Source organism: Vibrio sp. 99K-1, assembly GCF_013114585.1.
GTDB lineage: Bacteria > Pseudomonadota > Gammaproteobacteria > Enterobacterales > Vibrionaceae > Vibrio > Vibrio chagasii_B.
On sequence record NZ_VTXF01000040.1, the window covers coordinates 14,607 to 37,659 of the forward strand.

The 23,053-nt window shown below is 45.1% G+C and carries 21 protein-coding genes; 16 read left to right on the forward strand and 5 right to left on the reverse strand.

The features are described 5' to 3' along the window. Window positions 1-54 precede the first annotated feature (54 nt). On the reverse strand, window positions 55-1,464 hold the full coding sequence (locus tag F0228_RS23330) for an amidohydrolase (RefSeq protein WP_171731906.1): 1,410 nt from the start codon (window positions 1,462-1,464) through the stop codon (window positions 55-57). Between the two features lie 249 nt (window positions 1,465-1,713). Here F0228_RS23330 and rnr point away from each other — a divergent pair, with 249 nt between their 5' ends. From rnr to rplI, 5 genes are all read left to right on the forward strand, one after another. Next, complete coding sequence (gene rnr, locus F0228_RS23335; RefSeq protein WP_061034271.1) at window positions 1,714-4,215, forward strand: ribonuclease R; 2,502 nt, start codon at window positions 1,714-1,716, stop codon at window positions 4,213-4,215. Between the two features lie 138 nt (window positions 4,216-4,353). Beyond that, on the forward strand, window positions 4,354-5,094 hold the full coding sequence (rlmB, locus tag F0228_RS23340; RefSeq protein WP_004741280.1) for a 23S rRNA (guanosine(2251)-2'-O)-methyltransferase RlmB: 741 nt from the start codon (window positions 4,354-4,356) through the stop codon (window positions 5,092-5,094). A 269-nt stretch (window positions 5,095-5,363) separates the two neighbouring features. Then, window positions 5,364-5,753: a 30S ribosomal protein S6 gene (gene rpsF, locus F0228_RS23345; RefSeq protein WP_004741278.1), complete on the forward strand. Its 390-nt coding sequence runs from the start codon at window positions 5,364-5,366 to the stop codon at window positions 5,751-5,753. Between the two features lie 109 nt (window positions 5,754-5,862). Next, entirely contained in the window at window positions 5,863-6,090 is a 228-nt protein-coding gene (gene rpsR / locus F0228_RS23350; protein WP_000090472.1) for a 30S ribosomal protein S18, read from the forward strand. Window positions 6,091-6,128: 38 nt separating this feature from the next. Then, window positions 6,129-6,581: a 50S ribosomal protein L9 gene (gene rplI / locus F0228_RS23355; protein ID WP_008223927.1), complete on the forward strand. Its 453-nt coding sequence runs from the start codon at window positions 6,129-6,131 to the stop codon at window positions 6,579-6,581. Window positions 6,582-6,744: 163 nt separating this feature from the next. Here the strand turns inward: rplI and F0228_RS23360 are convergent, their stop codons facing one another. Next, on the reverse strand, window positions 6,745-7,629 hold the full coding sequence (locus tag F0228_RS23360; protein ID WP_061034272.1) for a DUF481 domain-containing protein: 885 nt from the start codon (window positions 7,627-7,629) through the stop codon (window positions 6,745-6,747). Between the two features lie 175 nt (window positions 7,630-7,804). Between F0228_RS23360 and F0228_RS23365 the strand changes: the two genes are divergently transcribed. From F0228_RS23365 to F0228_RS23375, 3 genes are read left to right on the forward strand one after another with little or no spacing between them, the layout of a single operon-like run. Continuing rightward, window positions 7,805-9,196 (forward strand): replicative DNA helicase, encoded by a 1,392-nt coding sequence (locus F0228_RS23365; protein WP_004741275.1) that lies wholly within the window; start codon window positions 7,805-7,807, stop codon window positions 9,194-9,196. Between the two features lie 6 nt (window positions 9,197-9,202). Continuing rightward, a complete protein-coding gene (gene alr / locus F0228_RS23370) occupies window positions 9,203-10,288 on the forward strand; it encodes an alanine racemase (protein ID WP_116869737.1) in 1,086 nt (361 codons plus the stop codon). A gap of 23 nt (window positions 10,289-10,311) precedes the next feature. After that, window positions 10,312-11,517: a BamA/TamA family outer membrane protein gene (locus tag F0228_RS23375; RefSeq protein WP_171762872.1), complete on the forward strand. Its 1,206-nt coding sequence runs from the start codon at window positions 10,312-10,314 to the stop codon at window positions 11,515-11,517. A gap of 117 nt (window positions 11,518-11,634) precedes the next feature. On the opposite strand, the gene F0228_RS23380 is transcribed toward F0228_RS23375, so the two are convergent. Then, the gene (locus F0228_RS23380; RefSeq protein WP_171762868.1) at window positions 11,635-12,054 is read right to left on the reverse strand and encodes a secondary thiamine-phosphate synthase enzyme YjbQ; all 420 of its coding nucleotides are present in this window, start codon (window positions 12,052-12,054) and stop codon (window positions 11,635-11,637) included. Between the two features lie 326 nt (window positions 12,055-12,380). Between F0228_RS23380 and pgi the strand changes: the two genes are divergently transcribed. Next, window positions 12,381-14,033 (forward strand): glucose-6-phosphate isomerase, encoded by a 1,653-nt coding sequence (pgi, locus tag F0228_RS23385; protein WP_171762869.1) that lies wholly within the window; start codon window positions 12,381-12,383, stop codon window positions 14,031-14,033. 141 nt (window positions 14,034-14,174) lie between these two features. Here pgi and F0228_RS23390 read toward each other — a convergent pair whose 3' ends face one another. Together F0228_RS23390 and zur are read right to left on the reverse strand one after the other, a co-directional pair. Beyond that, on the reverse strand, window positions 14,175-14,636 hold the full coding sequence (locus tag F0228_RS23390) for a chemotaxis protein CheX (protein WP_004741271.1): 462 nt from the start codon (window positions 14,634-14,636) through the stop codon (window positions 14,175-14,177). A 17-nt stretch (window positions 14,637-14,653) separates the two neighbouring features. Beyond that, entirely contained in the window at window positions 14,654-15,112 is a 459-nt protein-coding gene (zur, locus tag F0228_RS23395; protein WP_004741270.1) for a zinc uptake transcriptional repressor Zur, read from the reverse strand. 312 nt (window positions 15,113-15,424) lie between these two features. On the opposite strand from zur, the gene dusA reads away from it, so the two are divergent. The 7 genes from dusA to F0228_RS23430 all read left to right on the forward strand — a co-directional run bounded on the left by dusA (window position 15,425) and on the right by F0228_RS23430 (window position 22,549). Further along, window positions 15,425-16,405 carry a tRNA dihydrouridine(20/20a) synthase DusA gene (gene dusA / locus F0228_RS23400; RefSeq protein WP_171751042.1) on the forward strand — a complete coding sequence of 327 codons (981 nt, stop codon included), beginning with the start codon at window positions 15,425-15,427 and terminating at the stop codon, window positions 16,403-16,405. 182 nt (window positions 16,406-16,587) lie between these two features. Continuing rightward, on the forward strand, window positions 16,588-16,809 hold the full coding sequence (gene pspG, locus F0228_RS23405; protein ID WP_008224319.1) for an envelope stress response protein PspG: 222 nt from the start codon (window positions 16,588-16,590) through the stop codon (window positions 16,807-16,809). 135 nt (window positions 16,810-16,944) lie between these two features. Then, window positions 16,945-17,610, forward strand: a complete 666-nt coding sequence (locus F0228_RS23410; RefSeq protein ID WP_239940472.1) for a TIGR04219 family outer membrane beta-barrel protein — start codon at window positions 16,945-16,947, stop codon at window positions 17,608-17,610. Between the two features lie 223 nt (window positions 17,611-17,833). Further along, the gene (locus F0228_RS23415; protein WP_004735813.1) at window positions 17,834-18,064 is read left to right on the forward strand and encodes a hypothetical protein; all 231 of its coding nucleotides are present in this window, start codon (window positions 17,834-17,836) and stop codon (window positions 18,062-18,064) included. Window positions 18,065-18,187: 123 nt separating this feature from the next. Then, window positions 18,188-20,053 (forward strand): assimilatory sulfite reductase (NADPH) flavoprotein subunit, encoded by a 1,866-nt coding sequence (locus tag F0228_RS23420; protein ID WP_171762871.1) that lies wholly within the window; start codon window positions 18,188-18,190, stop codon window positions 20,051-20,053. After that, window positions 20,053-21,780: an assimilatory sulfite reductase (NADPH) hemoprotein subunit gene (gene cysI / locus F0228_RS23425; RefSeq protein WP_171731893.1), complete on the forward strand. Its 1,728-nt coding sequence runs from the start codon at window positions 20,053-20,055 to the stop codon at window positions 21,778-21,780. The genes F0228_RS23420 and cysI overlap by 1 nt, the downstream gene beginning before the upstream one ends. Beyond that, window positions 21,773-22,549 carry a phosphoadenylyl-sulfate reductase gene (locus F0228_RS23430; RefSeq protein WP_061034294.1) on the forward strand — a complete coding sequence of 259 codons (777 nt, stop codon included), beginning with the start codon at window positions 21,773-21,775 and terminating at the stop codon, window positions 22,547-22,549. Before cysI ends, F0228_RS23430 begins: the two co-directional genes overlap by 8 nt. The last annotated feature ends 504 nt before the right edge of the window (window positions 22,550-23,053 follow it).

A 23,053-nucleotide genomic window follows, 5' to 3' on the forward strand; every position in this document is an offset into this window, starting at 1 on the left:
TGAATTAGTGCGGGGCTTTTTACGTTTAGATGGTCATGTTATTCGATAGCGAACTTATTGGACTACTTCACCAGATTCGATAACGGTTTCACGAACTACCTTAGTGAAATCGAGCGCTTCCTGACGAATTTTATCTTCATCTACTGTTAGCATGTCTCGATCTTGCATGATGATCTTGCCATCGACGATCGTGTGACGAACATTGCCAGAGTTAGCTGAATACACCAGTGCTGAATATGGGTTGTAAACAGGAACCATGTTTGGTGCTTTAGTGTCGATCACTATGATATCTGCTAGCTTACCGGCTTCAAGGGAGCCGATCTTGTCTTCCATGTGTAGCGCTTTTGCTGCGCCCATTGTTGCCATGTCGATCACTTTGATCGGCGGCATTGCTGCACGATCTTTATTGACTAGCTTATGAACTTTAGCAACTTGGTTGAATTCATCAATGGTGCTCAGAGTGTTGCCAGACATTGGGCCATCAGTACCTAAACCAATACGTACATTCTCATCATACATCTGTAGTGCAGGTGATACGCCTTTCGCCGACTTGATGTTCGCACTCATGTTATGAGCCACACCCATATCCGACTTTTTAACAAGCTCAATGTCATGGTCATCAACTAGGATCATGTGTGCGCCAACTAGGTTTTTGTTGAGTGCACCAATGCTATCCATGTATTGAACCGGCGATAAGCCTTCTGAACGCTCTGCGATCTTTTCCACTTCACGGTGCGATTCTGCAAGGTGGATCATCACTGGTACATCGAGCTCTAGTGATAACTTAGAAATCTTCTGCAGGATCTCTGTAGTGTTGGTGTAAGGCGCATGTGGTGCAAATGCCGGAGTGATACGTGGGTGATCTTTGTATTCTTCAATGAAGTTCAGCGCGTACTTGATACCTTCTTCGGCGTTAGCCGCATCGGCAACCGGGAACTTAATCACGGTTTCACCAAGGATGGCGCGCATACCAATCTTATCGACAGTTTTTGCGACTTCATCCTCGAAGTAGTACATGTCGGCGTAAGTCGTCACACCACCTTTAACCATCTCAACGTTACCTAAGTTGGCACCAATACGTACCATGTCGCGTGATACTAACTTCTTCTCTAGTGGGAAGATGTAGCGGTGTAGTCGATCTGGAACATCATCAGCCAGTGAACGGAAAACCGTCATTGATACGTGGGTGTGAGTATTGATAAGACCTGGCATCACGATGTCGCCATCCACGTCTAGCACTTGCTCAGCCTTGTATTGCTTCTTTAGTGAAGCATCGCCAACCGCAATGATTTTGTTGTCTTTGACGACAACCGTTCCGCTCTCATAAACCGTTTTGTCTTGGTTCATGGTTAGAACCATCGCATCGGTAATCATTAGGTCAGCTTTTTCCATCGCAGAACTTGCGAATGGGAATAGCGCAAGGCTCGCCATTGCTGAAGCCAATAAGGTGCGTTTCAATTTCATATCAATACTCAGAACAGGAGTTGGTAAAAGTGTCTGGATAATAGTGCATTTCATTCGTGAGGCAAACGTTTGTTTTATCGTTTGCGCGAAATTCTTATGGTAGTTTGTGATGATGAAGTGATGTTTCACAAAATGAAGATATGTATCAATCTGAGGTTATTTTCGGGTTTTCTAAAGCATATCTGTAGCTTACCTCTAGCATCGGATATACTAGGGGTATATACCTTCCTTGCTTAAGCAGGCCCGCCTATGTCAAAAAACACACCGATGTCAGAAAACACGACAGCTAGCACTAATGTTGACCCTTTTGCCGATCGAGAGTCGAAGAATTACGACAATCCAGTACCAAGCCGAGAGTTCATTTTATCGTTTCTAACGGAAGCGAATATCCCAATGAACCGCAATGACCTATTCGAAGCGCTTGGCCTTGCTGGAGAGGAGCAATATGAAGGGCTACGTCGTCGTTTACGTGCTATGGAGCGTGATGGACAACTGGTCTTCACTCGTCGCCAATGCTACGCGTTACCTGAAAAGTTAGAGCTAGTGAAAGGTTACGTGATTGGTCATAAAGACGGTCATGGTTGGGTTCGCCCTGATGGTAGCAAAGGCAAGGATGACGATATTCTACTGCCACACCATCAGATGAAAACCATCATGCACGGTGACTACGTATTGGCTCAGCCAACGGACAACAGCAAGCGTGGCCGTCGTGAAGGTCGTTTAGTTCGCGTACTTGAAGAACGTACCACGCCAATTGTTGGCCGTTTCTTCTTAGAGTATGGTCACTCTTATGTGGTTGCTGATGACTCACGTATCAGTCATGACATCCTTATCCCAACCGAGCATAAAGGCGGAGCTCGAATGGGTAATGTGGTTGTGATTGAAATTACTGACCGTGGCGGTCGCTCTCGTAACATGATGGGTAAGGTAACTGAAGTGCTTGGTGAGAACATGGCTCCGGGCATGGAAACCAAGATTGCTATCCATACCCACCAGATCCCAAATGAGTGGCCTGAAGCTGTCGATAAGCAAATTGCTAACTTGGGTGAGCATGTACCTGAAGAAGCGAAAGAAGGGCGTGTTGACCTGCGTAAATTGCCATTGGTAACTATCGATGGTGAAGATGCACGTGACTTCGATGATGCGGTTTATTGTGAAGCGAAGAAAGGTGGAGGTTGGCGCCTATGGGTAGCGATTGCTGATGTAAGCTACTATGTTCGCCCTGATACTGCGCTAGACAAAGAAGCGATCAACCGTGGTAACTCGGTATACTTCCCGTCACAAGTCGTCCCAATGCTGCCAGAAGTACTTTCTAACGGCCTGTGTTCGTTGAACCCACAAGTAGACCGTTTATGTATGGTGTGTGAGATGACTATCTCAGACAAAGGTAAGCTGTCGGGCTACAAGCACTACGAAGCGGTAATGAACTCTCACGCTCGTCTTACTTACAATAAAGTAGGCGCAATCCTAGATGGCAACGAAGAACTTCGTGAGCGTTACGTACAAGAAGTGCCGCATCTAGAAGAGCTGCACAGAATGTACAAAGTACTGAAGCAGACTCGTGACGAGCGTGGCGCAATTGAGTTTGAAACGGTAGAGACTAAGTTCATCTTCAATGCGGATCGTAAGATTGACCGTATTGAACCCGTTGTTCGCAACGATGCACACAAAATCATCGAAGAGTGTATGATTCTAGCGAACATCGCGTCTGCATCTTTGGTGGAGAAAGCGAAAGAGCCATCGCTGTACCGTATTCACGAAACTCCAGGTGAAGAGCGCTTAGCAGGCTTTAAAGACTTCCTAAGTGAACTTGGTTTATCGCTAGACGGCGGTTTGTCTCCGTCACCAACGGATTACGCAAAGCTAATGCAGCAAATTAACGAGCGTGAAGATCGCGAGTTAATTCAAACTATGCTGCTACGCTCGATGAAGCAAGCGGTATACAACGCTGATAACGTAGGTCACTTTGGTCTGGCGCTAAAACGCTACGCTCACTTTACTTCGCCGATCCGTCGTTACCCTGACTTGCTACTGCACCGTGCAATTAAGTACCTTATTGCGAAAGAAGAGGGGCGTAACAGCGAACGTTGGACACCAACCGGCGGTTACCACTACACTTTCGATGAAATGGACTTCTACGGCGAGCAGTGTTCAATGACTGAGCGTCGTGCCGATGATGCAACTCGTGAAGTGAACGACTGGCTGAAATGTGAATACATGCAAGACCACGTCGGTGAAGTGATGGACGGTGTGATTGCCAACGTTACCGGCTTTGGTTTCTTTGTGCGTCTAACGGAATTGCACATTGATGGCCTAGTACACATCTCGGCGCTCGCGAACGATTACTACCAATTCGATGCGGTTGGTCAGCGCTTGGTAGGTGAAAGCTCAGGTAACATCTACCGCTTGGGTGACTCGGTTAAAGTGAAGGTTTCTGCAGTTAACCTAGAAACTCGCCAAATTGATTTTGATTTGGAAGACACTGCTCGTCAGCCTCGTGGCAAAGGTAAAACAGCTAAGAAGCGTGCTGCTGAAGCAATGAAAAAGGCGAAAAGTAAGAAACGCGCCGCAGTGAAGAGCAACAAACCAGGTGTCGCAGCTAAACCATTGGTTGAGCCAACTAAGCGACCAGACGGTAGTTCAGAAGCTTCTGAGAAGAAGAAAAAATCGCGTAATAAGACCGGTGCAGCAAAAGCTCGAGCGAAGAAAAAGCGCTCAGCAACTCGCAAGGCAAGGGCGGATAAGTCTTAGGGCACCGTCAAGCGTTAACAACGAATGTAATGCGAGAGTATCGGGCGTGAAACGCATACTCTCGAAATAAACAACGCAGAGCTGAATGCATTGGAGTTAGTGCCGTTCATCTCTGAGCAATAAGAGTAATTTGAGACAATGAGTAACGAATTTATTTACGGTATTCACGCGGTGAAAGCCGTATTAGAAAAAGATCCAGCACGTTTCATCGAAGCGTATGTGCTAAAAGGTCGTCAAGACGAGCGCCTTTTGCCACTACTGAATCAGCTGCAACAGTTTGGTGTATCCATTCAACAGATGGGCCGTAAGCCGCTGGATGACAAAGCACAAGGTGCAAATCACCAAGGCATTATCGCTAAGGTGAAGCCTGCTAAGCAGCTCAACGAAACTCACCTAGACGACATCCTAGCTCAGCACGAACAGCCATTGCTGTTGGTTCTTGATGGCGTAACAGACCCTCATAACCTAGGTGCTTGTCTGCGTAATGCGGATGCGGCTGGTGTTGCTGCGGTTATCGTGCCTAAAGACCGCTCTTCTCCATTAACAGCAACGGTTAGTAAGGTTGCATGTGGTGCGGCTGAAACAGTTCCTCTAGTACGTGTAACTAACCTGGCTCGCACAATGCGCGCACTGCAAGAACAAGGTGTATGGTTTGTCGGTACGGCAGGTGAAGCAACGCATGACATCTACCAAGCGAAACTAACAGGCCCACTTGCGGTTGTGATGGGTGCAGAAGGTGACGGTATGCGTCGTCTAACGCGTGAGACCTGTGATGACCTGATCAAGATTCCGATGGCTGGTAGCGTATCAAGCCTGAACGTGTCTGTGGCTTCTGGTATTTGTCTGTTTGAAGCGGTACGTCAGCGTCTAGCGCAGTAAATTACTCATTGAATTGATTTATTTCTAACGCCCACCACATGCTGGTGGGTGTTTGTTTTCATCTAATTAAGGCAGATCTCAATAGAACCGCGGATGGCTAGATGGCGAAAGAAAAACTGTTTCATTATTCGCCAAATACCACTTGCCAATACAGGGTTCTTTCTATAATATTTGCCGTCCTTAAAACTCGGTCATTTATCTTTAGTTCCTTGCTTCCTCTGGACGACCGAGCCATTCGTGGAAGCTAATAATCCGTAAGGAGCAACCAAATGCGTCATTACGAAATCGTATTCATGGTTCACCCTGATCAAAGCGAGCAAGTTGCTGGCATGATCGAGCGTTACACTGGTTCTATCACTGAAGCTGGCGGTACTATCCACCGTCTAGAAGACTGGGGTCGTCGTCAAATGGCTTACCCAATCAACAAGCTTCACAAAGCTCACTACGTTCTTATGAACGTTGAAGCTGGTCAAGAAGTGATTGACGAGCTAGAAACTGCTTTCCGTTTCAACGATGCAGTTCTACGTAACATGATCATGCGCACTAAAGGCGCTGTGACTGAGCAATCTATTATGCTTAAGCAAAAAGAAGAGCGTGCAGAGCGTGCTCCTCGTCGTGAAGAGCGTACAGAAGCTAAACCAGAAGCAGCTGCTGAGTAATTCTTTTTTGGCTTAATGCCTTAAAAAATTCTCAACTTGTTTTAAGTCTTTCACCACTTCCTAAGTTTTGAAAGGCTGCATTATTAAATTTAAGATCAGGAGATAGCCCATGGCTCGTTTCTTCCGTCGTCGTAAATTCTGCCGTTTCACTGCAGAAGGCGTACAAGAGATTGACTACAAAGACGTAGCAACTCTTAAAAACTACATCACTGAAGCTGGTAAAATCGTACCTAGCCGTATCACTGGTACAAGCGCTAAGTACCAGCGTCAACTAGCTCGCGCTATCAAGCGTTCTCGTTACCTAGCTCTACTACCGTACACTGACAAGCATCAGTAATCGGTAATAGTTAATAATAGTTTAAGAGGACTAAGATAATGCAAGTTATTCTACTTGATAAGATCGGTAACCTAGGTGGCCTTGGCGACCAAGTAAACGTTAAATCTGGTTACGCTCGTAACTTCCTTATCCCACAGGGTAAAGCAGTTATGGCAACTAAAGACAACGTTGCTATGTTCGAAACTCGTCGTGCTGAACTAGAAGCTAAAGTTGCTGAGCAACTAGCTGCTGCTGAAGCTCGTGCAGAGAAAGTTAACTCTCTAGAAGGCGTTTCTATCGCTTCTAAAGCTGGTGACGAAGGTAAACTATTCGGTTCTATCGGTACTCGTGACATCGCTGACGCTATCACAGCGGCAGGTGTTGCAGTAGCTAAGAGCGAAGTACGCCTACCTGAAGGCGCTCTACGTAACATCGGCGAATTCGAAGTAAGCATCCAACTTCACTCTGAAGTTTTTGCTACTGCGAAAATCGCTATCGTTGCAGCTGAGTAATTTCAGTACCAAGACGAATTCTTTCTTTATGAAAGTTTTAAACACCAGCTTCGGCTGGTGTTTTTTTATGTCTGGAATATAGGAAAAAGTAAGGGAGGGTTACAGTAGGTAAAAGCCTACTATGATCCAAAAGCTTTAATGGCTGAACAATCAGCCATGGAAATTAGAATTGGAACAACAGGTTTATGGAGAGAACCGAGTCTTCTTTATCTAGCCCTTCGGGAACCTTATCGTGGTACTGGCGAGAGTGTGCAATCTTAAGCGCGATATTGTCAGTAATATCGTTGATCGCTTCTAACTCAGTATCGAACTTCAAGTTACTGTGACCAGACACCAATGTTACATCGGCTTTTAGCTGCAAATTCTTCAACACCTGCCAAGACGTATTCACGTTGCCACGGAAAATCGCTTCTTCAACGATCTCTGGGAAGATGATGTCATCATCGTCTAGCTCATCGAGGTTTGGTTCTTGGTAACGAAAGCCCGGGCCCACTTCGACTTCCAGTACGAATTCTTCGGTATTCGAAAACTGGTAACCCAGACCGCTCGAAACGGTGTAATCCTTAAAGTAAGCACTGTATCGTGAATCGACGCCTTTAAAACTGCCGTAAAGATAGGTTTTAGGGCTTAACTTGTAGTCACTCTGAGCCGTGTAAGTTGATTGCCTTTTATCTTCTTCGCCATCTTTATAGAGGTTGTAGTATTTCCATTCGCCACTGGTTCTGTGGCGGCCAGCCGTGTACTCACCGTTTAGGCGTGCGTTTAGAGAGCGTGAATCGGAATTACCAGTATGCGACTGATATCCAAATTCGACTTCAGTTTTTAGTGGGCTTGGCAGTTCAGTGTCACTCGTATCACTTGGGGCGATATCCATATCTTTTTCTTCTGGTGCTGGTGCAACGACGATCGGCTCAGCAGTAGGTTCTGGTACTACTATCGAGTCGAGGATTGCATCAACATCGGTTTTAGCATCATCAGCTAAAGCCATCGGAGCGCTCAGGAGACCAGTGCTTAGAAGACCTGTGCTCAGAGCCAATAGTTTGGACACGCATACCTCAGTTATACAGTGAATGAATGGCGAGATCGTAATGCTACCCTTGGTTAATTCCGTCAGCAATAAGTAAATTCTTCCTGAAGAATAAAACAAACTCATAGGATCGGATTACAAATGAGTGTTCTTGGGTATAATGAACGATCATTATTAGTTATTGAGTGTAGTCATAGTGGATACCAAAAGTCAGAAATCAGCCAAAGATCAGGTGGACGCCATCAAGGTCCCGCCACATTCATTAGAAGCTGAGCAATCTGTTATTGGCGGTTTGTTATTAGATAACGAACGCTGGGATACGGTTGCTGAAAAGGTTGTGGCCAAAGACTTTTATAGTCGTCCTCACCGTCTGATCTTTGAAGCGGTAAAAGATATCCTTGAAGAAAGCTCTCCTCTGGATCTTATTACACTCTCTGAACACTTAGAACTGCGTGAGCAACTTGAAGAAGTGGGTGGCTTTGCCTACCTTGCTGACCTAGCTAAGAACACGCCAAGTGCGGCTAACATTAACGCTTATGCGGATATCGTCGCTCAGCGTGCATTGGTTCGTAGCCTGATCGGTGTGGCGAATGAGATTGCTGATTCTGGTTACGATCCACAAGGTCGTACATCAGAAGACCTGCTCGACCTTGCTGAAAGTAAAGTATTCGCGATTGCAGAAGGTCGTGCGAGTGAAAACGAAGGCCCTCAAAACGTAGATAGCATTCTTGAGAAGACGCTAGAGCGTATCGAAATCCTGTACAAGACTCCGCAAGACGGTGTGACAGGTGTCGATACCGGCTTTAATGACCTCAACAAGAAGACCGCTGGTCTACAAGGTTCTGATTTAATCATTGTGGCGGCACGTCCATCGATGGGTAAAACCACGTTTGCGATGAACTTGTGTGAAAACGCGGCGATGAAACAAGACAAGCCCGTGCTTATCTTCTCGCTAGAGATGCCAGGCGAACAGCTGATGATGCGTATGCTTGCATCCCTGTCTCGCGTAGACCAAACCAAAATTCGTACCGGTCAACTTGATGACGAAGATTGGGCTCGTATCTCTTCGACCATGGGTATCCTCATGGATAAGAAGAACATGTACATTGATGACAGTTCTGGCCTAACACCAACCGAAGTACGTTCTCGTGCGCGTCGTATTGCTCGTGAACATGATGGTCTTTCAATGATCATGATCGATTACCTTCAACTGATGCGTGTCCCTTCACTGTCTGATAACCGTACCCTTGAGATCGCCGAGATTTCACGTTCCCTAAAAGCGCTAGCGAAAGAGTTGAACGTTCCAGTTGTGGCACTTTCTCAGCTTAACCGTTCCCTAGAGCAACGTGCCGATAAACGCCCAGTTAACTCGGACTTGCGTGAATCGGGCTCGATTGAGCAAGATGCCGACTTAATCATGTTCATCTACCGTGACGAAGTTTATAACCCAGACAGCTCGCTGAAGGGCATCGCTGAAATCATTATCGGTAAGCAACGTAACGGCCCGATCGGTTCGGTTCGTCTGACATTCCAAGGGCAACACTCCCGTTTCGATAACTATGCAGGTCCTGCATTTGATGACGAGTAATCGCTAATGACGTATATGAAAGCGGCGACCGCGAGCATTGATTTAAATGCGCTTGAGCACAACCTGAACCAAATTAAGTCGAAAGCCCCGCAGTGCAAAGTGATGTCTGTTGTAAAAGCCAATGGCTATGGTCACGGCTTACTGCACATTGCTAAGCACTCAAAAAGCTCAGATGCATTCGGTGTGGCTCGTATTGAGGAAGCACTGCAGCTGCGTGCTGGTGGTATTGTTAAACCTATTTTGTTGCTCGAAGGCTTTTATTCTTCGGGTGATTTGCCGATCCTTGTCACCAATAACATTCAAACGGTGGTGCATTGCGAAGAGCAATTAAGCGCGCTAGAGAATGCTGACTTAGAAACACCGGTCGTGGTGTGGCTAAAAGTCGATAGCGGCATGCACCGCTTGGGTGTTCGTCCAGAGCAATACCAAGATTTCGTTGAGCGTCTGCATCAATGTGCGAATGTCGCTAAGCCTCTCCGTTACATGAGCCACTTTGGTTGTGCTGATGAGCTGGATAGAACTACTACGGTAGAGCAGACTGAGCTGTTTTTGTCTCTTACAGATGGTTGTGAAGGGGAGCGCTCGCTGGCAGCTTCTGCTGGTTTGTTGGCTTGGCCTGATAGCCACCTTGATTGGGTGCGTCCTGGTATCATCTCTTACGGTGTATCGCCGTTTGTTGATAAATCAGCACAAGAGCTTGGCTTTATGCCTGTGATGACCCTTACCTCTCACCTGATTGCAGTTCGTGATGTTAAAGCGGGTGAAAGCGTGGGCTATGGTGCGAACTGGACCAGTGAACGTGACACCAAAGTGGGTGTTATCGCGATTGGTTACGGTGATGGCTACCCTCGAACCGCCCCTAACGGTACACCTGTGTTTGTAAATGGTCGAAAAGTGCCTATTGCAGGTCGAGTTTCTATGGATATGTTAACGGTCGACCTTGGGCCGGATGCTCAAGATAAAGTCGGTGATGAAGCGACACTTTGGGGGAAAGAGTTACCTTCTGAAGAAGTCGCAGAGCATATCGGCACGATCGCTTACGAGCTGGTTACTAAGCTTACCTCGCGTGTAGCTATGGAATATGTGAAGTAGCTATGGATTCAGTACAGTAAATGATGTTCAAGCGAACCACTCGACACCTAGTGATGTCAGCAATGGCATTACTCGGTGTTAGCTTTTCTTCTTCAGTCCTGAGCGAAGAAAAAGACTCAGCCTTTGTCCCTTTCTACTTCAGCACTGAAACCATGGGTAATACCTTTGGGGTTGCTGGTGTTGCCAAGGGTGTTTGGCAGCCTCAAGCGGCTCTGTTTGGTATGGCGTTGTATTCAGATAAAGACAGTTACGTCGGTTTCTTATCAGCTTTTAACTTTGCACTGTCTGAGAACGTACTGTTCAGTACTCAGATGTACCAAGCTCGCTTTAACGAAAACCCGTATTACATTGGTTCTCAAGGCGATAACGATTCATCGATTGATGACAAAACTATTGCCGATGGCTTAGAAGAAAACTATCAGTTTGAGTTTAAGTACCTGTTGCCGTGGGGCAATGTTGCTGAACATGGTTTGTTGGGGGCGTTTCAACCTATCAAAGATGTAAGCTTTGCTTCACCGGTTGAGTCGGGTGTCAGCTCGATTATTTTTACACCTTTTTATACTTCTCGAGAGTTAGAAGGTTTAAATAATAATGAAGAGGCGACGGGCTTTAGTTTAGCGTTTGATTGGGATAATCGTGATAGTACACGTAATCCAACCAAAGGCTCCCATACTAACCTTGAATTTATCACGGGTGCTGAAAGTTGGTCTAACGATGATTTATGGCTGAAGTGGACATTTCAAAACAGCCAGTATTTTGCTTTAGGTCCGTTAGGGGACTTATTCGATCAACAAGTCGTGGCATTTGATTTCTATACGGCTGATACGCCCACTTGGGATAACTGCTCAGGTCAAGACTGCGCTCGTCCACCAGAAACGGAGCAAGCTCGATTGGGTGGTTTGTATCGCTTACGAGGCTACACCGGAGGTCGCTATCATGGACGCTCGGCGGTGCATTACTCTGCAGAATACCGTGTACTTCCAGATTGGCAGCCACTGGGTGATATCCCACTGATTAACTACTACGATTTGCCTTGGTGGCAATGGGTGGCGTTTGCTGAAGTTGGGCGCGTTGCTGATGAGTATGACATCAAAACACTTCATACCGACATGAAATGGAGCTTAGGCGGCGCGGTTCGTTTCCAAGTGGAAGGTATTGTGGTTCGTGCGGAATTAGCGCGAGGCGATGATGAAGGGACCTTTCGGGTTATGATAAACCAGCCTTTCTAAAGCATTTGGCCCACAGTAGGCCAAGCGCTGTATTTATAAGAGTGGTCGTGGAAATGCACCACTCTTTTTTATTCAGAAGGCATTGTTTTTATTATGAAGATCTTGCTTTTAAGCAGTCTACTCCCCCTGAATCGTAGCAACTACAGTGCGGCTACCACCATAGTCTCGGTGCTCTCCTAAGTAAATGCCCTGCCATGTTCCTAAAGCTAAACGACCATTGGTGATAGGGATTGTCACACTGTTGCCAAGTGTCGATGCTTTAATGTGAGCTGGCATATCATCATCACCTTCATAAGTATGCTTGTAATAGGGCGCTCGTTCGGGCACAAACTTGTTGAAGTGTGACTCCATATCACTACGGACGGTCGGATCGGCGTTTTCATTGAGCGTTAAGCTGGCAGAAGTATGCTGAATAAATAGATGTAATAAACCAACAGATAGGGAGCTCATCTCGTGTATCTGTTGTTCAATTTCATCAGTAATGAGATGAAATCCACGCTTTTGTGCGTTTAGGTGTATAGTCTTCTGAATCCACATACGCCATCCTTTATAATGTATTTGGAAAAAAAGTGGTTTGAGGCTATCTTTTGAACTTGAATTTATCAGGTCTCGCTCACATTTAATTATGTTAGAGCCAGAGTCTGTACCGATTCCTGTCTCAGGAAATCTAATCCTGATTTATCTCAAGGTACAGCTCTTCATATACGGCATAATACGTCGTGAAAAAAAATTACAAAGAATCTTTCAGTGGTGACGCGGTTTGGTCATCACAGAAAAATATAAACTTTCGCCTAATCGGGGGTTCTATTCATCACCTAGGTGACGTTTAGAATAAAACCTACAGTAACATCGGGATAGATACCATGTTGAAAAATATCAACCCAACGCAAACACAAGCGTGGAAAGCTCTAACAGCTCATTTTGAGTCTGCTCAAGATATGGATATGAAAGAGCTGTTTGCTCAAGATGCAAAACGTTTCGAGAGCTTTTCTACTCGTTTCGGTTCAGACATCTTAGTCGATTACTCTAAGAACCTAATCGACGCAGAAACGATGCAGCACCTATTTGCTCTTGCAAACGAGACTGAAGTTAAGTCTGCAATTGAAGCGATGTTTAGCGGTGATGCGATCAACAAGACTGAAGGCCGTTCAGTGCTTCACACTGCACTACGTAACCGTAGCGACAAGCCAGTAATGGTTGACGGCAAAGACGTAATGCCAGCAGTTAACGCTGTACTAGCAAAAATGGAACTGTTCACACACCGCATCGTGTCTGGTGAGTGGAAAGGTTACACAGGTAAAGAGATTACTGATGTTGTAAACATTGGTATCGGCGGTTCGGATCTTGGTCCATACATGGTGACTGAAGCACTAACGCCATACAAAACTCGCCTAAACATGCACTTCGTTTCGAACGTAGATGGTACGCACATCGTTGAGACGCTTAAGTCTCTGAACCCAGAAACAACGCTATTCCTAGTAGCATCAAAAACATTCACGACTCAAGAAACAATGACGAATGCACACTCTGCACGTGATTGGTTCCTAGCAGAAGCAGGTGATGAAGCGCACGTAGCTAAGCACTTCGCTGCACTATCGACGAACGCAACTGCAGTCGCTGAGTTTGGTATCGATACTGACAACATGTTCGAATTCTGGGACTGGGTTGGTGGTCGTTACTCTCTATGGTCTGCGATTGGTCTTTCTATTTCTCTTTCTGTAGGCTTCGATAATTTCGTTGAGCTACTAGAAGGTGCTCACGAGATGGATAACCACTTTGCTTCAACTGAGTTTGAAAGCAACATTCCAGTGATCCTTGCGCTAATCGGTATTTGGTACAACAACTTCCACGGCGCTGAGTCGGAAGCGATTCTACCTTACGACCAGTACATGCACCGTTTTGCTGCTTACTTCCAGCAAGGCAACATGGAATCAAACGGTAAGTTTGTAGACCGTGAAGGTAACCCAGTAGAGTACCAAACAGGTCCTATCATCTGGGGTGAACCAGGTACAAACGGCCAGCACGCTTTCTACCAACTGATCCACCAAGGCACTAAGCTGATTCCATCAGACTTTATTGCTCCTGCAATCAGCCACAACCCAGCATCTGATCACCACCAGAAGCTAATGTCTAACTTCTTTGCTCAAACTGAAGCTCTAGCATTCGGTAAGACAAGAGAAACTGTGGAAGCTGAATTCCTAGCAGCTGGTAAAACTGCAGAAGAAGTGGCTGAACTAGTACCTTTCAAAGTGTTTGAAGGTAACCGCCCAACGAACTCTATTCTTGTTAAGCAAATTACACCTCGCTCTCTGGGTAACCTAATCGCGATGTACGAGCACAAGATCTTTGTTCAAGGCGTTATCTGGAACATCTTTAGCTTCGACCAATGGGGTGTAGAACTTGGTAAGCAACTAGCAAACCAAATTCTTCCAGAGCTTGCTGATGACGCAGAAGTGACATCTCACGATAGCTCAACGAACGGTCTAATCAACGCATTCAAAGCACTTAAAGCTTAATTGAGTTGATAGCATAAAAGTAAACGCCAACCTTAGGGTTGGCGTTTTTGTATCTGTAGAGTAAGCAATGGTTAAATCGCAGGTAATAAAAAAGGCTGACGTATCGACGCCAGCCTTCTAAATATTTTGCAGTAGTTACTTTTATTCGAAACAGATCTCGATGAAGGCATTACCCCACTGAGATGAGAAAGGCATGATGATGATTGCGCCTTCGCATTTGTGACGAATAGTGTGGCCTTTACCAGAAACCACAATCGGCGTTGCCATGTCGAAGTCGAAGCCGCTTTCCGCAAGAATACGTTTTGCACCGCCCGTTACCATGTTGGTGATCTCACCAACCATGTCGGTTACTTCTTCGTTCAAGCCATTTGGTCGCTCACCAAGCATGTTTTCCATGATTTCCAGAGCCAGACCTTCATCAAAGGTAATCGACATTGAGCCACGTGATTGTGGACCAACCATACCGATTAAACCAGAGACATCACCACGAGCGATTTCATCTTTCTTAACTCTTGGTTTTTGTGGCTTCAATTCTAGAGAAGCCATCGTTTTTAGAACGTTCATCAAAGAAGCTAAAAACGGGTTTACAAATTCAGCGCGCATAATGTTCTTCTATAATCTTATTCTTTCATATCGGAGGAGCAAGACTGGCAAATGCCATGCGATTCAATGACGTGGTTGGTCAATTGAAAGCCATGCTTCTCAGCGTTACTCGCGAGCAGAGTCACAAGGGAATCGTCTTGTAGTTCTACCACTGTGCCACATTTATCGCAGATCAGTAGTTGGGAGAAATGTTTGTTGGCATTACAAGAACAGCAGCATATAAAGCTATTGGTTGACTCAACTCTGTGAATGAAACCTTGCTCCAACAAGAAATCCAAAGCGCGATATACTGTAGGTGGCTTGGCTTGCGGCTCACTGACTTTCAATTGCTCTAATAATTCATAAGCACTGGAGGCTTTCTTATTAGAGAGGATGAGCTCAAACACTCGCTTTCTTTGAGGCGTTAATCTAACGCCACGCGATGCGCATATCCCTTCAACTTGCTCTATTAATGTGTGGTCCAAATTCTTCACCATTCAATCGGACATCCTTAAACAAACCCTATTTTCAGGTTATTTCGGTTAAGGAGCCATTGATTTCTATTAAAGTCAGGTACAGAGCGTATTGTGACCCACGACTTTGAATAAGACAAGGTAACTCAAAATGACATTGTGACTCAAGGCATAACTGATTAGTGAAGCTGAATTAGAGATCTGGTGAATGATTTATAAAAAAGTGTGAGGCAAAGTTCATATAGCACAAACAGAGCATAGCCTTTACAATAGCCGACTTTGCTTTTGCTGGGTATTCCAGCATCTTTGTTTGACTCGCTACTAGGGTACTTTGCCATGACACATTCATGTAGGTTGTCTGTCGCTCCAATGCTCGATTGGACTGACCGCCACTGTCGTTACTTTCACCGTTTGCTATCTCAGCAGACTCTTCTGTACACGGAAATGGTAACAACAGGCGCGATCTTACACGGTAAGGGCGATTTCCTAGAATACAGTGAGCAAGAGCATCCACTGGCTCTTCAACTTGGTGGTTCAAACCCAGTTGATCTTGCGGCTTGTGCCAAGCTAGCAGCTGAGCGTGGTTATGATGAAGTAAACCTTAATGTAGGCTGCCCTTCAGACCGAGTTCAAAACGGTCGCTTTGGTGCGTGCTTAATGGCGGAGCCAGAGCTAGTAGCAGACTGTGTATCAGCAATGAAAGAAGTGACTGATATTCCAATCACTGTGAAAACTCGCATTGGTATCGATGACCAAGACTCTTATGAGTTTTTGACGAAGTTTATCTCAACGGTTTCTGAAAAGGGTGGTTGTGAGCAATTCACTATTCACGCACGTAAAGCGTGGTTGAGTGGTCTTAGCCCGAAAGAGAACCGTGAGATCCCACCTTTGGATTATGATCGTGCTTACCAGATCAAGAAAGACTTCTCAGATCTAGTGATCGCAGTAAACGGCGGCATCACCACATTAGAGCAGACAAAAGAGCATCTTCAGCACCTGGATGGCGTGATGATCGGTCGCGAGGCTTACCATAGCCCATTTATTCTGGCGGAAGTGGACCAACAGATCTTCGGCTTAGATACGCCAATTAAGAAACGCTCACAAGTCGTGGAAGAGATGTACCCGTACATTGAACGTGAACTTTCAAAGGGCGCAAGCTTAGGACACATTTCTCGTCATATGCTTGGCTTGTTCCAAAGCATGCCGGGAGCAAGACAATGGCGTCGTTACATCAGCGAAAATGCGCATAAGAAAGGCGCGGGTATCGAAGTCATGCAGACGGCATTGGCTAAGATTCCTAAAGAGCTGAACGTATAGGTTAAATTCGCCATTAAAGGCTAAATTTACCACTTTGATTTATTTAAAAAGCCGCGCATGAGAATGTGCGGCTTTTTATTTGACTGATAAATAAGGGTTTTATTGGTTTTGGCGACTTGGTACAGATGCTGCAATGTTAGAAAGTAGGAAAGATAGGTCATTAACTCATTATGGAGACCATTATGTTTGAATTAATCTTTGTTCTTATTTTCGTTGCTACGCTACTTGTGACAGGCATTACCTTTATGACGGTATTAGCGGCAACTGGAGTCGCATTAGCTGTAATGTTGCTGCTGGGTATGATGAGTGTGGTGTTTAAACTACTGCCTTGGTTGATTGTGATTGCAATCGGTGTGTGGTTTTTCAAAAACTTTGTACATAGCTCGAATCAGAGACGCTACTAAAGTCATGACACCGTCAAATATCGGCTTGCCGTCGGTTTATCGTTTTAGTCTTTAAGATGTGTGGTAGAATTTTCCCCAATAATCTATGAATGTGCATACACTTAGCACAACGATATGGAATTGGAGCTATCTCAAATGAATAAAATGCCATTAATTGCTTTAGTGGGAATGCTATCTTTAAGTTCAGCGGTATCTGCTGAGGAAGAGTTTTCTTACACGGCTAAAGTCGGTGCCGATATGTGGTGGGGAAGTACCAAGCTAAATGAAGTGAGACAAGATGAAGACTCTAACTCTCCTTCTGTGTATTTCGCATTTGAGCATAATGCCCCAATGCTGCCAAATGCTAGCTTCCGTTATACGTCTATTGATACGGATGCATTGGCTTTTGATAAGTACGACTACACATTCTACTACACGTTGCTAGAGCACAAGTTGATGAACTTCGATGCGGGTCTGACGTTTACTCAGTACTCAGACTCGAATTACATTGAACCTCAAAAAGGAACTCTATCAAGCTTCGATGAGTTTACTTGGAGCTTCTACGGTAACGCAGAGATCAACGTTCCTGACACCAACTTCGATATCATTGGTACCATGGAATTTGGTGATAGCAGTGGCATTAAGAGCACAGATTTGATGGCGGGTGTTCAGTATCGAATCCCAGTATCAGAGTCTGAAATTGCCTTGCGTGGTGGTTACCGTGTTATCGACTTAGATTCTGATGAATTCTTCGACTCTGAGCTAGGTAAAAACTTTGTCATGGTAGATGGCTGGTTTGCTGGCGCAGAAGTGCGATTCTAAGTACACCCTAAAGAACATCTAAAACTAATTTTAAGAACGCCGCTTTATTAAGTGGCGTTTTTTATATCTGTTGATTATACCCAAGCATCTTGAGGTTACTTGGGTATATATCTTTCTGGAATTAGTTAGCACATTCATCACTTTCGACCACCCTTATACAGAGAGCTGATTAACGTCTATTCTTATAAGGTCTATGTTGTTGGGTCAGAACAAGGGATGGAATATGACACTCAATGAATTACGCAATTTATATCGAGAAAATTTGTTAGTTGAAGCCATCATAGAGCCCTCAATACAAGAAGGGTCTTGGGTTGTGGAGTTTCGCCATATGGGAGGCGGCTTTGTTCTGCTTACTGATGTCCATGGTGAGGAGTGCCATTACGCGGATTTAGACCTAGCATCTAAGTCGGCAATGGCGGTCGGTTTTCAACAAGTTCGTATTGAAAACCAGTAGCCCATTTACCCATTCAATCGCTTTTTACTTCCAAAAAGTTATAAAACATACTTTTCTATTCTTTCTTGTTATTAAAAGGAGTGGTTAATCTATCGTCACGCAATGATTAGGGATGTCGTGACCATGTCTTTAAATAAGAAAGAGTCTTTACAAAATAATAATGCACAGTCTGGGGCGAACGAGCTACCTGGATTAGCTGCACCGCTTAATGACCAACAACTGGGTCATCTTCAACAAACTGTTTCCGAATTATCTTCTCAGCAACTGGCATGGGTCAGTGGTTACCTATGGGGTGTGAGCCAGGCTCAACCTGTGGGCGCAGCCGCACCGATTACTCAAGCAGCTGCGGCGGTTGCTGCAAAACCTGCTGGCAAGCTCAGCATTATCTTTGCTTCTCAAACCGGTAATGCCAAAGGTGTCGCTGAATCACTAGAAGCAGAAGCAAAAGCCCTAGGTATTGCCGTCGAGCTTTTCGATGCCAGTGATTACAAAGGCAAGAACCTAGCTAAAGAGACGCACGTCATTTTCGTGGCTTCAACTAATGGTGAGGGTGAAGCGCCAGATAACGCGATTGAGCTGCACGAATTCCTACAATCAAAGAAAGCGCCAAAGCTATCAAACTTACAATATGGTGTGATTGGTCTGGGTGACTCAAGCTACGAGTTTTTCTGCCAAACTGCGAAAGACTTCGATAACTTCCTAGCTAAGCTTGGTGCTAAATCATTTGTTGACCGTCTTGACTGTGACGTAGATTACGAAGCGGCAGCAACCGAGTGGCGTACTAAAGCTCTATCACAAGTACAAGAAACACTGTCGACGGGCGCTGAGGCCGAGGTCGTTCAATTGCCGGTCGGTCAAGCCGCTGCTGGTCATTCACAGTACACCAAACAAAACCCATACACCGCAACATTGCTAACAAGCCAAAAGATCACGGGTCGTGATTCGGGTAAAGATGTTCGTCATATCGAGATTGATCTGGATGAGTCCGGTATTACTTATCAACCGGGTGACGCATTGGGTGTGTGGTATGAAAACAGTTCAGAATTGGCGAATCAGATTCTAGCTAAGGTTGGGCTCTCTGGTATTGAGAGTGTCGATGTGGATGGTGAAAACCTTTCTATTCATACTGCTCTAGTGAGTAAGTTCGAGATTACGGCTTCAAACCCTCAACTTGTCACTAAGTTTGCTGAGCTATCTGGCAGTAAGAAACTGTTAAAGCTGGTGGAAGATAAAGACAAGCTTCGTGAATACGCGGGCAACACGCAAATTGTTGATGTATTAGCTGAGAAGAAAACCAAACTATCGGCTGATGAGCTTTTAGGTCTGTTGCGTAAGCTTACACCACGTCTTTACTCAATCGCATCTAGCCAAGCTGAAGTGGATGAAGAAGTTCACCTAACGGTTGGCTTGGTTGAATACCAAAAAGGTGAAGAGTCTCGTTTAGGTGGAGCATCAAGTTTCCTAGCTCAGCGTTTAGAGGAAGGTGGTGAAGTGAAGGTGTTCGTAGAGAACAACAATAACTTTAAGCTACCACAAGACGACAGTACTCCAATCATTATGGTCGGTCCGGGTACTGGCATCGCACCATTCCGCAGCTTTGTTCAAGAGCGCGAAAACACAGATGCTCAAGGTAAGAGCTGGCTGTTCTTTGGTGATCGTACCTTTACTCAAGACTTCCTATACCAAGTTGAATGGCAGAAGTACCTCAAATCTGGTGCGCTAACTAAGCTAGATGTTGCTTTTAGCCGAGATCAAAAAGAGAAAGTGTATGTGCAAGACCGCTTAATCGAGCAGGCAGAGCAAGTATGGCAATGGCTACAAGAAGGTGCGTACTTCTATGTGTGTGGCGACGCGACTCGAATGGCGAAAGACGTACATGAAGCGCTAGTGACGATTGCTGAAAAGCAGGGCAATCAAAGCCGCGAACAGGCTGAGCAATATATTAATGATTTACGTAAAGCGAAACGTTACCAAAGGGATGTGTACTAATGAGCAAGCAAGTAATAGAGCAAGAAGTGCTAGGCCAAGTACTTGGTCCATTGGCTGACAATGAACGTCTAAAGCGTGAGAGTAATAACCTGCGCGGTACGATAGAACAGGACTTACAAGATCGTATCACTGGCGGCTTTACAGCAGATAACTTTCAACTGATTCGTTTCCACGGCATGTACCAACAAGATGACCGTGATATTCGTAACGAACGTGCTAAGCAAAAGCTAGAGCCTCTGCATAACGTTATGCTTCGTGCGCGTATGCCCGGTGGTATCATTACTCCTAAGCAGTGGCTAGCAATAGATAAGTTTGCCGATGAAAGTACCTCTTATGGTTCTATCCGCCTAACCACACGTCAAACCTTTCAGTTTCACGGCGTGTTGAAGCCGAATATCAAATTGATGCACCAAACGCTAAACAGCATTGGAATTGATTCAATAGCGACAGCGGGTGACGTAAACCGAAATGTTTTGTGTACGACAAACCCGGTTGAGTCCGAGCTACATCAAGAAGCGTATGAGTGGGCGAAGAAGATCAGTGAACACCTACTGCCTAAAACTCGTGCTTATGCTGAGATCTGGCTTGATGGTGAGAAACTAGAAACAACCGATGATGAGCCTATCCTAGGTAATAATTATCTACCGCGTAAATTCAAAACAACAGTTGTGATCCCCCCACAAAATGATGTTGATGTTCACGCTAACGATCTTAACTTTGTCGCAATTGCTAAAGACGGAAAGCTGGTGGGCTTTAACGTGTTAGTTGGTGGCGGCTTAGCAATGACGCACGGCGATACCTCTACTTATGCTCGTAAAGCTGACGACTTTGGTTTCGTACCACTAGAAAATACGTTAGATGTTGCGGCAGCGGTTGTTACCACACAGCGTGATTGGGGTAACCGTTCAAACCGTAAGAATGCAAAAACTAAGTACACACTAGACCGTGTAGGTATTGATGTGTTCAAAGCGGAAGTTGAAAAGCGTGCGGGTGTTAAGTTCTCGGAAAGTCGCCCTTATGAATTCACGGAGCGTGGTGACCGTATCGGTTGGGTTGAAGGTATTGATGGTAAGCACCATTTGGCGCTGTTTATTGAAAATGGTCGCTTGCTTGATTTTCCGGGTAAAGCATTGAAAACCGGTGTTGCAGAAATTGCTAAGATCCACAAAGGCGATTTCCGTATGACTGCAAACCAAAACTTAATTGTTGCAGGTGTACCTAAGAGTCAAAAAGCAAAAATTGAGAAGCTTGCTCGTCAATATGGTCTGATGGATGACGCGGTAAGTGAACAACGCAAAAATTCGATGGCGTGTGTGGCATTCCCAACATGTCCTCTAGCAATGGCAGAAGCCGAACGCTTTCTTCCAGAGTTTGTTACCGATGTTGAAGGCATTCTCGAGAAACACGGTTTACCAGAAGACGATAACATTATCCTTCGTGTAACCGGTTGTCCAAATGGCTGTGGTCGTGCAATGTTGGCTGAGCTTGGTTTAGTAGGCAAAGCGCCAGGTCGTTACAATATGCACTTAGGTGGCAACAAAGCCGGTACTCGTATTCCTAAGATGTATAAAGAGAACATCACATCAGCTCAGATCTTAGAAGAGATTGACACGCTGGTGGGCCGTTGGGCTGCAGAGCGAGAAGAGAACGAAGGGTTCGGTGATTTCACAATCCGAGCTGGCATCATCCAAGAGGTGATCATTTCAAAGAGGGACCTGCATGCATAATTCTGTCGCTTCAAAATTGAAGTTAGCAGAACTACTCGCACTAACCAAGACGGAGCAGGTACTTCGTCTTGGACAGATTAACGCAGAGTTAGAACAGCTAACTGCTTTAGAAAGAGTGAAATGGGCACTAGAAAACTTAGAAGGGACACATGTGGTGTCCTCAAGTTTTGGAATCCAAGCAGCACTCATGCTGCACTTAGTCACTCAGGCAAAGCCGGATATTCCAGTTATCCTTACCGATACCGGGTATCTATTTCCAGAGACCTATCGCTTTATAGATGAGTTAAGCCAGAAGCTCACCTTAAACCTACAAGTATTTCGTGCTCAGCAAAGCCCTAATTGGCAAGAAGCACAATATGGGAAACTTTGGGAGCAAGGACTAGAAGGTATTGAGAAGTACAACAAGCTAAATAAAGTTGAACCAATGAGAAGGGCGTTAGATGAACTTGAGGCTGGTACTTGGTTCTCAGGGTTGAGAAGAGAGCAATCCCAATCTCGTGCAAACTTGGCAATCTTATCTATCCAAAATGGTGTGTTTAAGTTCTTACCTATAATAGATTGGACCAATAAAGATGTTCACTACTACCTAGAAGAGCACGGTCTGAGTTATCATCCGCTTCGAGAGCAGGGTTACCTTTCAGTTGGCGATACACACACAACTAAGAAGTGGGAGCCTGGTATGACAGAAGAAGAAACCCGCTTTAACGGGTTAAAACGAGAATGTGGGCTTCATGAGGACGATGGCGAACAATATGGCTCTGGTATTTAGGCTCATTGTTGATTAAAAAGCTGCTTTAGGGCAGCTTTTTTGCTTTTCTGGGGGCAAAACAACAACGCCTGTGGATAACTCTGTGATTATTTTGTAGGTACTTTGTAAGTAAACTTGCATAAATAAGCCCTTGGTGGTTTATCCATCATATAAGCCTCGTTTTTGCATTTTTCTTAAATAAACACTTGCCAATGTGAGCGACATCTCTATAATGCCGCCTCACTGACACGGCAGACGCCATAAGGCTTCAGCGAAGAATGTTAGTTAGGCAACTAGCTTCAAGCGATTATTCGCTTCTACTTTTAGAAAGTAGAAATTAATTTTCAAAAGTGTTTGACACTGAAAATTAAGTCGCTAGAATAGCCGCCTCTTCCGAAGTGATGTCAATCACAACGAAGAGAAGTTCTTTAACAATTTAAACCTATCAATCTGTGTGGGCACTCGTTGATGAATATCAAAAATTGATTCTTAGGAATCACATTGATTTCAATGAACTGAGTGACC